The following is a 16,648-nucleotide window of genomic DNA, read 5'->3' as shown; positions in this document are numbered from 1 at the left end:
AATGAGGCCAGAAAAAATGTTCTGAAGGTCTTGGGTTTGAATCCCAACGGAGTCACTAAATCGTAGTGACACCTTTATGACATTTTAGCTGAATGAGGCCAGAAAAATGTTCTGAAGGTCTTGGGTTTGAATCCCAACGGAGGCACTAAATCGTAGTGACACCTTTATGACATTTAGCCGAATGAGGCCAGAAAAATGTTCTGAAGGTCTTGGGTTTGAATCCCAACGGAGGCACTAAAAGTGTAAACTCTCTAATGACATTTAGTCGAATGAGGCCAGAAAAATGTTCAGAAGAGCTTGGGGTTGAATCCCAACGGAGGCACTAAGAAGAGAAGACAAAACTCCCATCGGAGTCACTAAGAGAGGAACAAGACGCTTAATGGGGGACACAGATTGTAACGAAGGATGTATGGTTGTTTACTGTTCATCCTTTTTTTGTTCAACCGAGTTAACTAAGAAATAGATTATTCATCCTAAAAGAAAATAGTATGCAAAAGAAGATCAGAATTGGACTACTCCCACGTGTTATCATCGCCATACTGCTTGGATTATTCCTTGGCTATTATCTCCCAGCCCCAGCAGTAAGAGTGTTTCTGACTTTCAATAGTATCTTCAGTCAGTTCCTTGGCTTTATGATACCACTGATTATCATCGGATTGGTGACACCTGCTATTGCTGGTATCGGTAAAGGGGCTGGTAAGCTTCTACTGGCAACAGTAGTTATCGCATACGTAGACACGATCGTTGCAGGTGGACTGTCCTACGGAACAGGAACATGGCTATTCCCCTCTATGATAGCCTCTACCGGAGGCGCCATACCACAGATAGAAAAGGCGACAGAGCTAACACCTTACTTTACTATCAATATCCCTGCAATGGTTGATGTGATGAGTAGTTTGGTGTTCTCATTCATCGTCGGACTGGGTATTGCCTACGGTGGTTTGCGCACAATGGAGAACCTATTTAGTGAGTTTAAGAACATTATAGAGAAAGTGATAGAGAAGGCTATCATCCCTCTCCTACCCCTTTATATCTTCGGTGTATTCCTTAGTATGACCCATAATGGGCAAGCGCGACAAGTACTCATAGTATTCTCACAGATTATCATTGTCATCCTCGTACTACATGTACTCATCCTTGTCTATGAGTTCTGCATTGCGGGTGCTATTGTCAAGCGCAACCCTTTCAGATTACTATGGAACATGCTACCAGCTTATCTGACTGCATTGGGAACGAGCTCATCAGCAGCAACCATCCCTGTGACACTGAAGCAAACAGAAAAGAACGGTGTAAGCAACGAAGTAGCAGGCTTTGTCGTACCGCTTTGTGCCACTATCCACCTCAGTGGTAGTGCGATGAAGATTACAGCTTGTGCCTTAGCCATCTGTCTACTGACAGACCTACCCCACGACCCAGGACTCTTCATCTACTTTATCCTCATGCTTTCTATCATCATGGTAGCAGCACCAGGAGTACCAGGAGGAGCCATTATGGCGGCTTTAGCACCTTTATCAAGTATCTTAGGCTTTGATGAAGAGGCCCAAGCATTGATGATAGCTTTGTACATTGCAATGGATAGTTTCGGTACTGCTTGTAACGTGACTGGTGATGGAGCGATTGCTCTTGCCGTCAACAAGTTCTTTGGAAAGAAGAAAGATATGTCTACCCTTTCAAGTGAAATATCATAATACGTAATGCTGTAGGAGACGATACAAATCTAACCATAATGTTTGAAGAATAAGGAGAGACGACAAGTACTGTTGCTTCTCCTATTCTTATCGGAATGACCCATGTATGATAACGAGGCATATCAACCAAAACAAAAGTTGCTGTCATATCTGTCATTCACAACAAGCATTTAACTAATTAGTTTACAGAAGGTTCCCTCCAAATGTTAAAATGACAGCAAACGAAAATAAAACTAAACATGTAGAATAAGTAGTAATATCCTTATCAGCATAAGAAATACTAAAAAGAAACGACAGAAGTCCTATCATTAGGCATTATCAAAATTAAATAGTATCTTTGCAAATGACAGACTGCAATTAAGCAGTACTGGCTCAGCAAAAGACATACAATTAAATATCAGTAACATCATGGAAATAGTAGAAAGATTTATCAACTACACCAAGTTTGACACACAGTCAGCCGAGGACTCAGAGACAGTGCCAAGTACACCGAAGCAACTGATCTTTGCGAAATACCTCAAGGAGGAACTTGAGCGTGAAGGCATGAAAGATGTTGAGATGGACGAGATGGGGTACATCTATGCCACCCTCCCTGCCAACACAAAGAAGAAAATACCAACAATCGGCTTCATCTCCCACTATGATACAGCACTTGACGCCAGTGGCGCCAATATCAAAGCACGTGTTGTAGAAAACTATGACGGTGGTGACATACAACTTAACCCTAACATGGTCAGCTCTCCACGCATGTTCCCTGAACTTTTAGAGCATAAGGGAGAAGACCTCATCGTAACAGACGGTACGACACTGTTGGGTGCTGACGACAAGGCAGGTATATCTGAGATAGTACAGGCTATGTGTTTCCTTCGTGACCACGACGAGATAAAACATGGCGACATCCGTATTGCTTTCAATCCAGACGAAGAGATTGGTATGGGTGCGCATCATTTTGATGTAGAGAAATTCGGATGTGAATGGGGCTATACCATTGATGGTGGCGACCTCGGTGAACTTGAATATGAGAACTTCAATGCTGCTGGTGCTAAGGTGTTTATCCATGGCGTAAGCGTTCATACAGGTTATGCTAAGGGGAAGATGGTAAACGCCAGTCGTTTAGCATGTGAGTTCAATAACATGATTCCAGAAACAGAGATTCCAGAAGAGACTGAAGGTTATCAAGGTTTCTATCACCTCATCGGTATTGAGAGTCGCTGTGAAGAAGCTAAACTCAGCTATATCATCCGTGACCACGACCGTGAGCATTTCGAAGACCGCAAGCGTTTCATGGAGAACTGCGTGAAGAAGATGAATGAGAAGTATGGTGAAGGAACTGTTGAACTGAAGATGAACGACCAATACTATAACATGAAGGAGAAGATTGATCCTAACATGCATGTTATTGAGTTAGTTCTTCAGGCTATGCAGCAGGCAAATGTAGCTCCAAAGGTACAGCCTATTCGTGGTGGTACGGATGGTGCACAGCTCTCATTCAAGGGACTTCCTTGTCCAAACATCTTTGCAGGTGGCGTAAACTTCCATGGTCCATACGAATTTGTTTCAGTTCAGGTAATGGAGAAAGCTATGCAGGTTATCATTAACATCTGCCGCCTAACGGCTGAGTTTAATGATTAACAATAGGGAAGTAAGTAGTTAAAGACTTTACACTGGAGTTAAACCAACACTTTTATGGATTATATATTAACGTTGGTTTAACTCCTTTTCTTTTGACTATAGACTTTCACCTATATGCTCTCCCCCATCCCCAAACAACACATACAACAGTCATTCACAAAAGGTATTGGTATCATTTCCAATGCCCCACTAACTCCTCTAACTCCATAAAAGATTTATGTCAGAACTACCCGAATTGGTCCAAGACCTTGCTCTTATTCTCGTTGTAGCAGGATTTGTAACACTTCTATTCAAGAAACTCAAACAACCATTGGTATTAGGATACATTGTAGCAGGTTTTCTTGTATCACCTCACATGCCTTATACCATGAGTGTTGTCGACCAAGGCGACATACAAACATGGGCGGATATTGGCGTCATCTTCTTATTGTTCTCATTGGGATTAGACTTCTCTGTTAAGAAGATTCTCAAGATGGGAGCTTCCCCCATCATCGCAGCCTGTACTATCATCTTCAGTATGATGCTCTTAGGTGTCATTGTAGGACACAGCTTCGGATGGAAAGAGATGGACTGTATCTTCCTCGGAGGTATGGTCGCAATGAGTTCCACAACCATTATATACAAAGCCTTCTCAGATATGGGACTCACACAGCAAGGCTTCGCCTCTACCGTGATGAGCGTACTTATCTTAGAGGATATCCTTGCCATTGTGATGATGGTTATGCTCAGTACTGTTGCAAGTGGGAACAGTCCTGACGGTGTACAACTTCTTGGAAGCATCATGAAGATTGGATTCTTCCTCGTTTTATGGTTTGTTGTCGGCCTTTTTGCCATTCCACTCTTCCTTCGTTCTGTCCGTAAAATCCTTAACAGCGAGACCTTGCTTATTGTGTCATTAGGTTTCTGTTGTCTTATGGCTGTTATATCAACACAGGTAGGTTTCAGTGCAGCCTTTGGTGCTTTCGTCATGGGAAGTATCTTAGCAGAGACGGTTGAGGCTGATAAAATCATCCGCCTTGTAGATCCTGTAAAGAATCTCTTTGGAGCGATTTTCTTCGTCTCTGTTGGTATGTTGGTAAAGCCCGACGTTATTGTAGAATATGCTATACCAATTCTCTTACTTGTCATAACAATCCTCGTCGGACAGGCGCTGTTTGGAACCTTAGGCTATCTTCTCGGTGGACAGACCCTCAAGAATGCTATGCGCTGTGGATTCTCAATGGCACAAGTTGGCGAGTTTGCCTTTATTATTGCAACATTAGGAAAGTCCTTAGGTGTTATCAGCGAATTTCTCTACCCCGTTGTCGTAGCCGTATCAGTCATCACAACCTTCCTCACTCCGTATATGATTCGTGCGGCAGAACCATGCTATAATGTCCTCGTTAAGCATCTTCCAAAAAGATGGGTGCGTCGTCTTACCCATATCCAAACAAATAGTGCGGGAGAGAGTGCGTCGACTAATAATCTATGGAAGGTTCTAATGAAGAAGATGATATTCAACACCCTTATTTATGGTATCCTCTCTGCAGCTGTCATCGCTATCATGTTCTCTGCTGCCCTACCTATCTGTAGAAACTTATCCATAAAATGGACTGGCAGTCACTGGATTGGTAATGCGGTGTGTGGATTTCTTACGATCCTCTTCATCGCACCTTTCCTACGTTCTATCGTAATGAAACAAAACCATTCCGAGACGTTCAAAGAACTATGGACAGACCGCCGTATCAACCGTCTACCTCTCACAGCAACCATCCTTGCACGTGTACTTATTGCACTCAGTTTCATCTTCTACGTATGTAACTATCTCACACGCTTTAAGAATGCATTGATGATTGCTGTTGCGGTGGGCTTATTGATATTGATGCTACTATCTCGTTGGCTCAAGAAACGAAGTATTACGTTGGAACGTCTCTTTATCCAGAACCTCCGAAGTCGTGATATCGAGGCACAGATACAAGGAAAGAAGAAACCACTCTTTGCCGACCACTTGATAGACCGAGACATTCATATCGCCAACCTTGAACTGCCCGACGATTCTCTATGGGCTGGTAAGACATTGTATAGCCTAAAGTTACGTAACCGTTTCGGTGTACATATCAGTAGTATTCTTCGTGGTTCTCAACGTATCAATATTCCGAATGGTGGTACGATTCTCTTCCCTGGCGACAAACTGCAAGCCATTGGTGATGACGAACAGCTAACAAAACTTTCGAAAGCAATGAAGGCTGAACTACAGCCAACGATTACGGACATAGAGAAACATGAGATGAAACTCCGCAGTTTCACTATCTCTAAAACAAGTCCTTTCATTGGAAAGACCCTTAAAGACAGCGGTATTCGTGATGAATACAACTGCATGGTTGTGGGTGTTGATGAAGGCCAGAAGAACCTCACACTCATCACTCCTTCCCGCTGTCTGCAGGCAGGTGACGTCCTATGGGTAGTAGGTGAAGAAAAAGACTTAGAACGTATCCTTGCATTAGGATAAACCCCTTCAGGCTTATTAGCTCTCATTACTCGATTAAGTAATTGGACTAATAAGCCTGAATTTTATAAAGAACAAAACTGGATTAACGTTTTTTTATTAACTTTGCAGTTGATAAAAGAATGACTATTTATAAATTTTAATTATATTGTATATGAAGAGAATCTACTTATTCCTTATTACCCTCATTGTGTTTGGTCAGACCATCAGTGCACAGAACGATAAGAAATTGTTGAAGATGACCGACGGCAAATCTTACTTTGAATTAAAGTATGATGAAAAAGGAAGACTTATAGAGTCTGTTGAATATATTGCTGACGACGACTTAAAACGTAGTAGCAAGTATACTTATAGTAATGACAAAGTAGTTCAAACTTTCTATGAGAATGAAAATATCAAAAATAAAAATATCCGAACAACTGTTCTCCAGAATAATAGAGTTCTTTCAGAAAAGATAAACTTAATTCCGTATGAAGGAGAGCCTGAATATTGGGCAGACTATAACTACACATATAATACAGCTGGGGAACTGACAAAGATTGTAATAACAAACAATGAACGTACTGGAACAGAGTATAAATTAACATGGACAGACGGAGATATTACACTCGTAGAGCATTTTTGGGATAACAAAAAAGTAGGACAGGTAGCTTATGAATACAACAAAAGCATTACCAACAAATATCTTTCTCTATTTGTTAATCCAATTACTTCAATTGCCGATCATGAAGGAATCTCACCATACGGACAACTTTTAGCAGGATACTTTGGTAAAGTATTCCAGCATCCAGTGGCTGCTGTGCGCTATACGGTGATAGATAAACACTATTTTGGCTGGACAAGTGATGATGATTTCACAATTACGTATAACCTGAATGCAAGTGGTGTCGTAGAAAAGGGCATACAATCAGGAGAAGAAGGAGTAACAGCAACGTTTATTTGGGAAGAAGACTATCCAACAGGTATTAGCGTTTATAAGCAGCAGAAAGAAGGCACAAGAACGATTTATGACCTATCTGGTAAACGTCTTGAAAATATACAACATGGTGTGAATATTATCAAGGAAACGAATGGTAAGACATATAAAGTTATTGTGAGATAATATTCGTCTGTTTATCAAAGAAATAACGAAATTAAAGGAGAAGCACCCTATTGTTTCTCCTTTTATTAGTATTTTTAATACATAATCTAACATTTCTTCATATAATTAGAGTATCTTTGCATTGTCATTCGATGATTATACAGATGAAACGTAATAAATTAACAGCTCTGATAGCATTTGTAGGTATTGTAGCTTTCACATCATGTGAAGATGTGAAGCGTCCGGCTCCTGTCAGAGAACGTATCAATGTCACACCTCCATCCAGAGAGGCAGAGGCGATAAGTCAGCTGACAGCATCTATAGACGAAATATCAGCTAACCTTGATGCCATCTCTTCTCAGGAAGCTATGCTCTGCAAGACTACTGAGCATACGGATAAGAAATCGAAGATTATTCAGCAGATAAGAGGACTCGGTGCACTGCTCAAAGAAAAGCAGAGCCAGATTGACAAACTGCTAAGCGAGAAGGCTAAGAAGGTGGATACACCATCAGCATCTAATCCCACCATAGACAACCTCTACAAAGTGATAGAGTTCCTTTCATCACAGCTGAAGGAGAAAGGAGACCGTGTAACCCAATTAGAGCAGGTTGCAAGTCGTAAGGATGTCACTGTAGACCAGCTTAAATACATCGTTATGAACCAAGCTAACAGTGTTGATGCAATGCGTTACAGGTTCAATATGGCTGCTTTAGAACGTGAATATGCCCAGTTGAAGACTAAGGAAAAACAAAGAAACAACGAAGAAAAAGAGTCAGGCAGCGTCTACTATATCATTGCTACCAAAGAAACACTAAAGGAGAAAGGTCTTTTGAAAACATCACTTTTCTCAAAGAAAGTGAATAACAACAAGGTTACAAAAGAACTGTTTACAGAAGCTAACAGTAAGGCACTGAAGACACTGACAATAAGCTCATCTAATCCTAAGCTCCTTTCACAGAACCCAGAAGGTAGTTACACACTCACAGAGAATGAGGATGGAACAACAACCCTCACCATCACCGATGCAGATAAGTTCTGGAACGTATCGCGTTATCTGATTATTCAAGAGTAATTCTACTTTGAAAGAGAATGAAAAGAAATTAGACTACAAGGTTGTGAAAATCGAATAATTTTCTTATCTTTGCACTCTAAAACTTATGCGTAGCGTGAAAATTAAGGAAGTAATTGATGCCCTTGAACGATTTGCGCCTTTGCCCTTGCAGGAGAGCTATGATAATGCTGGCCTACAAGTTGGATTGACAGAGGCGGAAGTATCAGGGGCTTTATTGTGTCTTGACGTGACTGAGAAGGTGGTAGACGAAGCTATCCGTCGGGGGTGTAACTTGATTGTTGCACACCATCCACTCATCTTCCGTAAGTTAGCACAGGTGACAGATGCAGACTATGTGCAGCGTACAGTGATAAAGGCAATTAAGAACGACATTGTCATCGCTGCTATGCACACAAACTTAGACTCAGCTGTGGGTGGTGTCAACTACAAGATAGCAGAGAAGTTAGGCCTTAAGAATCCACGTTTCTTTGGTCGAAGTAAACAGGTGGTAGACCCACAGACAGGCGAATCAGTAACAGGTGGTGATGGTGTCATTGGTGAGTTTGAGGAGCCATTAGCAGCAGACGACTTAATACTGTTACTTAAGAAGAAGTTTGATGTAGAATGTGTTCAGACCAACGAACTACTCCGCCGTGAGATACACACCATTGCTCTCTGTGGAGGGTCTGGTTCGTTCCTCTTGAAAGATGCGATAGCAGCAGGCGCAGATGCCTTTCTGACAGGTGAGATGGGCTATCATGAGTACTTTGGTCATGAGCAAGAAATACAGATATGTGTCATTGGTCATTATCAGAGTGAACAATTCACGACAGAGGTGTTACGTGACATCATCGAACAAGAATGCCCAGGAGTGAAGTGTTACCTGTCTGAGATTAACACAAATCCTATCGGGTATTTTTAGTTAACACGTTAATGAGTTAACGAGTTGACGAGTTAATAGTGAAGACGTTGACGAGTCAACAGCGAACAGTGACAATCCTATTTTGAATGATTAATATAGCATTTTGAATTAAATAATACATAAGAACTATGGCAAAGAAAGATCCAAAAGAGTTATCAGTAGAGGATAAATTGAAGGCCCTTTTCCAGTTGCAGACAACCCTATCAGGAATCGACGAGAAACGAGCTTTGCGTGGTGAGTTGCCACTTGAGGTACGTGACTTGGAAGACGAGTTGGAAGGCTTGCACATTCGCATTGAGAAGATAGAACAAGACATCAAGGACTATCAGAGCGCAGTAACGCAGAAGAAGGCTAATATCCTTGAGGCTCAAGCAAGCTTGGAACGCTATAACAAGCAGTTAGACTCTGTTGCAAACAATCGTGAATACGATACACTGACAAAGGAGATTGAGTTCCAGACCTTGGAGATTGAGCTTTGCAATAAGAAGATTAAGGAAGCTCAATACAAGATTGAAGAGAAGCAAAGAGACTTAGAGGCTAACCGTGCTCTGCTCGAAGACCGTCAGCATGCCTTAGAAGAGAAGCGTAATGAGCTCGATGAGATTATGCAGGAGACTCGTGAAGAGGAAGGTCTCTTGAAAGAGAAGGCTGCAGAATTAGAGACAAAGATTGAGCCTGGATTGCTCCGTAGCTTTAAGCGCATCCGTCGTGGTGCTCGTAATGGTTTGGGTATCGTCTATGTACAGCGTGATGCTTGCGGTGGTTGTTTCAATAAGATACCACCTCAGCGCCAGTTGGATGTGAAGATGCACAAGAAGATTATCGTTTGTGAGTACTGTGGCCGTATCCTCATCGATCCTGAGTTGGCTGGTGTAAAGGTTGACAAGACTGAGGAGAAGCCTAAGAAGCGTAGAGCTACTCGCAAGAAGAAGGAAGAGGAAGGAGAATAATTAAGTCCTTCTTTCCATAGAGAACCAAACGTTTTCTACTTCTGAAAGATAGAAAAGAATAGCCTCAATATATTTGAATGAACACAAATTATTCAAATATATTGAGGCTACTTTGTATCATCACTCTGCTTAAACCGCTCAATAAACAACAGGCTAACTTGTCATCTTGGAGGACACTTACAAACAATCGTACCCAATAAGACGACATACTGTAAGGCTTCGAGTAGTCTGGCATAATCTATACAATCCTCAACACCACTGTCGCTGACCATAAACACGACTTGTGCGAGGCTTCAACACGTAGGTTGAAAACGTAAGAGAATATCCAGCTTCACCTTATTATATATAGCAGGGCACAGCCGATTAACTTCTACGGAAATATTAATTTATTAGTAGTCTGCCAAATTCTTACCTCACGTAGAAGATACGGTTTGCCTTACGTGGTGCCGTCTTACCCTCCTTCGTAGTATAGCCAAGAATACAGAAACCAATACCTTCATAATCGCCTTCTACTCCCCACTCTCTCAGCATCTGCTTGCCTTCTTCACGTTCAAACATTTCCTTGGCACGATTAATCCAACAACTGCCTAAGCCTACCGCATGGGCAGCGTTCATAAGGTTGCCCATCATCAACGCACCATCATAGACATGGTTAGGACTACTCTTATCTGCTAACACAGCAAGGACAACGGGTGCACCATAGAAAGGGTCACTCGTTACGCCCATTATCTCAGCATTTATCACAGACAAACGGTCGCGTACTTCCTTATTGGTCACTTCTACGATGATAGCGGTCTGCATATTCTTTCCACTTGCAGCATAAAGACCAGCCTCCATCACCTTATCAATCAACTCCTGCTCAGGCATACGTGCCTCATAAGAACGTACACTGCGACGTGTTAACAATGCTTCTAATGCTTCCATAACATCTTTGTTTTATAATTCATTTACAGCTTTCGCCAACTGTTCCAACGCCTGACGAAGTACAGAACGTGGTGTACCCACATTCAATCGCATAAAGCCTTCCCCACCAGGGCCAAACATCTCACCATCATTGAGGGCCAGATGTGCCTTATCAATGAAAAGGTCAAGCAGCTTGTCATGGCTTAATTCAAGTCCACGACAGTTCAACCAAACGAGGAAACTGGCTTGCGGACGGAGTGGACGAATACCAGGGATACGCTCTCGACAGTAATCCTCCACAAAACGAACATTATCTTCTACATAAGCCAACATCTGCTTACGCCATTCTTCTCCTTTCTGATAAGCAGCTATAGTAGCTATCGGAGCAAATATCGTAGGCTCGTCTAATTCATTAGCCTTTAGCCATCCATAGAAGCGTTGACGCAAGTCATCATTAGAAATAACGGCATACGAACTAACAATACCCGCCATATTGAAGGTCTTAGTCGGTGCTGCAAAGGTGATACTTATGTCAGCAGCACGTTCAGACACACTCGCAAACGGGACATGACGATTACCGAAGAGTGCCATATCACTATGTATCTCATCACTAATGACAATGATATTGTGTTCATAACAGAAGTCGGCTAAACGTTGCAAAGTCTCTTTTGACCAACATACTCCCGCAGGATTATGTGGATTAGAGAGTATCAACACACGACATTTATCATCACATACCTCCGAAAGGTTATCAAAGTCCATATCATAATAACCATCCTCACGCAGACGAAGCGGGTTGAAAACAACCTCACGACCGTTATCTTCAGGCGTCATACGGAACGGATGATAGACAGGAGGCTGTATGATAACTTTCTCTCCTGGCTTTGTAAACACATTCACAACGAAGCCAATGCCTTTAACAATACCTGGAATAAAACTTATCCACTCTGGTTTTATCTTCCAACAATGATGTGATTCGTTCCAATCAATAATTGTTGGGCGATAGTCAGCAGGCTCAATAGTATAACCAAAGATAGGATGTGAGAGACGAGCCTTAAGTGCATCAACAACGAAATCAGGTGTGGCAAAATCCATGTCAGCCACCCAAAGGGGTAATAAGTCATTGCGTCCCCAACGTGGAAGGAGTGCCTCATGCTTCAAGTCACCACTTCCCGAACGATCAATTATCTCATCGAAGTTATATGTCTTCATTATGCTTCCAAAGCTTGTTTTATATCATTGAATAGGTCGTCAACATCCTCTAAGCCAACACTCAGTCGTATCGTCGTATCAAGGATATCCATTGCTGCACGCTCCTCAGCCGAGAAGAGTCCGAAGATAGTACTTGCTGGATGAATTGCTAAAGTGCGATTATCAAAGAGATTAGTTGCACGATGAATGAGTTTGAGGTTATTCAACAGTTTGAAGCAAGCCTCCTGACTCTCCAAGTCAATCGTTATCATCGCCCCAGCCGTTTCACCATACTGACGTAGAGAGAGCTGATGATAACGGTTATCCTCCAAGCCAACATAATTGACATTACAGATAGGCTTAAGCGTACACAACCGTTTTGCTAACGCTAAAGCATTAGCAGCTTGTACACGATAGCGAGCATCTAAGGTCTCCAAACCCAAAGTCTGCATATATGCAACCTGTGGTGTCATGTAAGAACCAAGGTTGAAGAGCATCTCATTCAAGAGTCGTTTTCCAATGAAAGGAAATCTTCCATAATCAATAATCAGACCACCTAAAGAGGTAGCCCCACCACTAATATACTTTGTACTTGAGATAACCTCAACGTCAACACCTAAGTCCTTTGCAGAGAACTGAGTAAAAGGAATAATAGTAGTATCGGCAATAACAGGAATACCATGTCGGTGAGCCATCTCCGTCAAAGCCCGTACATCGACGACTTCAAGCTGTGGATTCGTCATCACTTCAAGGAAGAGACAGCACGTATTATCATCCACCAACTTCTCAACAGCGTCTACATTCGTAAGGTCACATAGCTTTGTCTCTACGCCAAAGCGGCTTAGTGTTGATGTAAGTAAGGAGAAGGTATTCCCGAAGAGATGACGCGAAGTAATCACGTTCTTCCCCTGTTCGACAATAGCAAACAAAGTGTTACTAATAGCAGCCATACCCGAATTAAGTGCAATCACATGCTCTGCGCCTGTCAAAGCCTTAACCCGTAGTTCAAAGTTAGTTACTGTTGGGTTCTCTACACGTGAATAATCAGGCGCATCAATACGTCCGCAAAAGGCATCAGCCATCACTTCCGCATTATCAAACTCATAAGCAACAGCGTTATAGATAGGCATACTTAAAGCGTCGTAAGCATCTCTACGCTTATAAGGGAGATGTATAGCTTGTGTCTGTTTCTTCATATTCAATCAATTATTTGTGTTGTTTATAGAGGGTTCTGTATCAAAGGTAGATAGCAAAGACATCCACCATAGAAGTTATCATCACACAACTTAATACCACTGCACAGCATTGACAATACCGCTTCGCTTATCATACTTAAGTGCATCCGTCAGTGTTGCTGCATTACAACGGAAGGTAAAGTTGTAAGAGGTATAGGGTGCTAACACGATAGAAGCACTCATATTAAAACAGTGAAGGTCGCGTGACAGACTCGCTGTTGTCATACTCATCGCATGGTTTTCAAAGTCGTAACCACTTGAGAAGTTAATATTCCAGCCATCACTGATACGAATGTTACCAGAGAGGTTCAGCGTCTGTGTGAACTTATAAGGGTAACGCATCGTCTTAGTATTGAACTTACCCGCAGTGTTCTCACGCATCGTAATACCATAACCAATAGTCAATGACCACGGCATATTAAATCTCATATAACCGTTATCGTCCGTCTCAGCAATATTACCACGTTTCTTCTTAGCAGCATACTTTCCCTTTTCAAGGTCATCATCCATGTTTGACTCGATATCGGTATCCGGTCCGTCGCTATCTGCTGATACCTTGTCATCATCTTTTTCATCCTTATGTCCAAACCACTTCTTCAACTTCTCTGGGTTCAAAGTGAATGAGAAGTTCTGCGACATACCCTGAAAACGAGGCAAACGACCATACCCCCACTCCGTATGATTACCTACATAAGGTTTACCATTGGCGTCAAGTTCATAAGCATAGGTGGCAAACTGTGCATTCATAGAGAATGTATAGTTCTTCCACCACTTCAAACGTAGACGCATACTAAGGTCGCTCCAACGATGATAGTCAGCTGCCGCATTGTAAGACATACTTGCCCCTAACTCATCAATGATACTTATCTTCTTATAACCAGTTGTATCCTTATCACTCTTAACCTTCATTTCGATGTTATTGCTAACATCCCAACTAATCATCTCAGTCTTGTACTTACCCGGCACACTATAAAGCTCATCTTGATAAGGTGAGTATTCAACAAGTTTCACGTTACCACTTGCATCTGTGTACTGATAGCTATCATAGTAGCCATACCGGCGTGCAGCAAAGTTAGGAGCGTATGAGAATGTCACCTGAGGTGTGATGACATGACGGATAGCCTGAATCTTATCACCGAACAGCTTCCTGTTAGGTGTCCAGAAGCCATACACCTTTGTACTGGCACCCACGCTCATACTCCAGTTGTAAACATTATGGAAACCATAGGTAGTATCTCTCACCACCTCTTTCTGAAGGGTGTTATCCCATCCACGTGTCACCTTCTTAGAATACATACGGTCTGTGAAATTGAAAGATGGTGTCACATTGATATAATTAAACAAGGTGAAGTTTGCCTGTACAGGGATTGTATGCTGAAAAGCATTCTTCCAGTCTTTAATCAGATTAGAGTGTAGGATTTTATCTTCTGTCGTTGAGATAGAATTAGCCAACTGACCCGTATAGCTCATAGAAATCTTCTCATACCAACGTTCCTTACCTACAAGATGCTTGCGCTTGAAAGGATAGAATCGGCTCAAGCTAATGTTCAAGTCTGGCAGTGTTATCTGTATAGAAGAAGTACGCATGTTCTGTGCAAGGTTCGTAGTAGCACTCAGAGAGAGTCCAATACTTGAGAAGCTCGTATTCCAACTCACGGAAGAAGTTCTCGTAGACTGCGTGAGTGTCTGCGGATTATACAAACTATTGAGGTTGTTACGTTCATAGCTTGATGTCGCAAAGTTTACACTTGCCGCCAAAGAACTATAAGGATTAGCCTTTGGGTCTTGGCGATGATTCCACTGAATCTTAAAGCTCTCCTGCTCAGCAAAGTCTGGTAATCCCTTATCACCAGTCTTTGAATCCTGATAACTAAAGAGGAATGAGCCCGAATATCTATACCTCTTGCGGTAGTTGCTGGCTGCAGACACACCCCATGACCCCTTAGTATAAATCTCTCCAATGAGCTTTAAGTCCCATTTATCACTAATAGCAAAGTAGTAACCACCATCACGAAGATAGAAACCACGGTCGCTTTCATCACCATAACTTGGCATGATAAAACCGCTTGAATACTTTTTTGAGAACGGGAAGAAGCCGTATGGGATAGCCAAAGGCAGAGGGACATCGGCCACTACAAGATAAGCCGGTCCGAAGACAACATCCTTGCCCGGACGAACCTTTGCACGAGAAAGGGCGATATAGAAGTCAGGATGGGGTTTATCACAGGTAGTATAACGGCCATGCTGCAAGAAGACAGCCCCAGTAGAGTCACGTTTCCCCACTTCTCCACTCAAGAATCCATCTTGTTGCTCGGTATAGATTCCTTTTATCAAGCCTTTTTTCGACTTGAAATTGAAAGCCATTGTATCACTCTGATACTCGTCTTTACCCATCGTAAATACTGGCTTTCCTTTAATACCACCCTCTGCAGTAGAGTCGGCAGTACCTGTCGCACGTACTGTACTATTATCAAGATTCATGTGAACCTTGTCACTCGCAAGCTTCATATTCTCATAATCAACCTTCGAATTACCATAGAGATAGGCAGTACCCGACGCAGCATCATACACAATAGAGTCTTCTGCTGAATACTTAACAGGTGCATCAATTCCATTCGAACGTGCACGCATCACACTATCAGCACGAATAGAATCGTCTATAGCCTTATTATGATGATAGATAGCCAACTGAAGAGAATCCATCTTCGTGGTATCTGGAATATTCTTATCAACCGCCTTACTATCCTTTGAACCTTGTCCTTTCAGTAATGTATCAACCACAACTGTGCTTGCCTTAGCCTTCTTGGTTTTCTTACCTTGAGGCACAGGCATGTTGACACTTGCCATTGCAAAAACAACAACAAAGGATAATAGGAATATAATGCTCTTATTTCTCATTGCCTAAATAACGTACAAAAATACTGAAATAATGCCGAATAGAACTACCATTACGCTATTTTAACTTTTACAATAATGTACGTACACACGTGAATTCAACAAGCAAGTGCAAATTTACTTAATTAGTTCGTAAAAGCAGTCCTGTGGTGTTTTAAAATCTAATTTCTTTCTTGGCCTCATGTTAATTTTCTTTGAATACTTAGTTATTTGTTGCTGGCTGATATGCTCAAAGGTTTCTTTTTTTGGCACGTATTGCCTAATTAGTCCGTTAGCATTTTCTATAGCGCCTTTCTGCCATGAAGCGTATGGGTCAGCAAAATATATGGTAACACCAAGGCTTTTGGCTATCATTTCATGACAAGCGAATTCTGTACCATTGTCAGTTGTAATAGACTTGATATGGTCTTTGAAAGGAGATAGTTAAGTGTATTACAGTTCGTGCCAGTTCTTTGGCATTTTTTCCCCTTCTTTAAGTTTTCTCTATAAACAACATGTTTGTACTACGCTCTATCAGTGTTACGATGGCACCATGGTTCCTCTTCCAACAATCGTGTCCATCTCGAAGTCCCCAAAGCCGTTTGCCCGTNACGCTTCAGTAGGTCTCTCACTGA

11 protein-coding genes and 1 pseudogene are annotated in these 16,648 nt (G+C 42.0%); 7 read left to right on the top strand and 5 right to left on the bottom strand.

Translation table 11 applies throughout. From position 1 onward, the window contains the following. Positions 1–488: 488 nt before the first annotated feature. From HMPREF0666_RS06545 to HMPREF0666_RS06515, 7 genes are all read left to right on the top strand, one after another. Complete coding sequence (locus HMPREF0666_RS06545; RefSeq protein WP_009011585.1) at positions 489–1,688, top strand: dicarboxylate/amino acid:cation symporter; 1,200 nt, start codon at positions 489–491, stop codon at positions 1,686–1,688. Positions 1,689–2,096: 408 nt separating this feature from the next. Further along, positions 2,097–3,320, top strand: coding sequence for a peptidase T (gene pepT / locus HMPREF0666_RS06540; RefSeq protein WP_009011583.1), 1,224 nt, complete (start codon positions 2,097–2,099; stop codon positions 3,318–3,320). A gap of 217 nt (positions 3,321–3,537) precedes the next feature. Then, positions 3,538–5,808: a cation:proton antiporter gene (locus HMPREF0666_RS06535; RefSeq protein ID WP_009011582.1), complete on the top strand. Its 2,271-nt coding sequence runs from the start codon at positions 3,538–3,540 to the stop codon at positions 5,806–5,808. A gap of 151 nt (positions 5,809–5,959) precedes the next feature. After that, positions 5,960–6,907: a DUF4595 domain-containing protein gene (locus HMPREF0666_RS06530; RefSeq protein ID WP_009011581.1), complete on the top strand. Its 948-nt coding sequence runs from the start codon at positions 5,960–5,962 to the stop codon at positions 6,905–6,907. 143 nt (positions 6,908–7,050) lie between these two features. Continuing rightward, a complete protein-coding gene (locus HMPREF0666_RS06525) occupies positions 7,051–7,959 on the top strand; it encodes a hypothetical protein (protein ID WP_232214073.1) in 909 nt (302 codons plus the stop codon). A gap of 85 nt (positions 7,960–8,044) precedes the next feature. Beyond that, the gene (locus tag HMPREF0666_RS06520; protein ID WP_009011579.1) at positions 8,045–8,860 is read left to right on the top strand and encodes a Nif3-like dinuclear metal center hexameric protein; all 816 of its coding nucleotides are present in this window, start codon (positions 8,045–8,047) and stop codon (positions 8,858–8,860) included. Between the two features lie 128 nt (positions 8,861–8,988). Then, the gene (locus HMPREF0666_RS06515) at positions 8,989–9,810 is read left to right on the top strand and encodes a zinc ribbon domain-containing protein (RefSeq protein WP_009011578.1); all 822 of its coding nucleotides are present in this window, start codon (positions 8,989–8,991) and stop codon (positions 9,808–9,810) included. 408 nt (positions 9,811–10,218) lie between these two features. Here the strand turns inward: HMPREF0666_RS06515 and HMPREF0666_RS06510 are convergent, their stop codons facing one another. The 5 genes and pseudogenes from HMPREF0666_RS06510 to HMPREF0666_RS18650 all read right to left on the bottom strand — a co-directional run. Beyond that, complete coding sequence (locus HMPREF0666_RS06510) at positions 10,219–10,734, bottom strand: nitroreductase (protein WP_009011577.1); 516 nt, start codon at positions 10,732–10,734, stop codon at positions 10,219–10,221. Between the two features lie 12 nt (positions 10,735–10,746). Then, positions 10,747–11,925, bottom strand: coding sequence for a MalY/PatB family protein (locus HMPREF0666_RS06505; RefSeq protein WP_009011576.1), 1,179 nt, complete (start codon positions 11,923–11,925; stop codon positions 10,747–10,749). Further along, the gene (locus HMPREF0666_RS06500; protein ID WP_009011575.1) at positions 11,925–13,100 is read right to left on the bottom strand and encodes a PLP-dependent aspartate aminotransferase family protein; all 1,176 of its coding nucleotides are present in this window, start codon (positions 13,098–13,100) and stop codon (positions 11,925–11,927) included. The genes HMPREF0666_RS06505 and HMPREF0666_RS06500 overlap by 1 nt, the downstream gene beginning before the upstream one ends. A 90-nt stretch (positions 13,101–13,190) precedes the next feature. Beyond that, entirely contained in the window at positions 13,191–16,037 is a 2,847-nt protein-coding gene (locus tag HMPREF0666_RS06495) for a putative LPS assembly protein LptD (protein WP_009011574.1), read from the bottom strand. A 114-nt stretch (positions 16,038–16,151) separates the two neighbouring features. Continuing rightward, positions 16,152–16,648: pseudogene (locus tag HMPREF0666_RS18650) on the bottom strand (IS30 family transposase); the annotation flags it as partial.

It is taken from the genome of Prevotella sp. C561 (genome assembly GCF_000224595.1).
GTDB lineage: Bacteria > Bacteroidota > Bacteroidia > Bacteroidales > Bacteroidaceae > Prevotella > Prevotella jejuni.
This window is presented reverse-complemented; position numbering and strand designations above follow the sequence as displayed.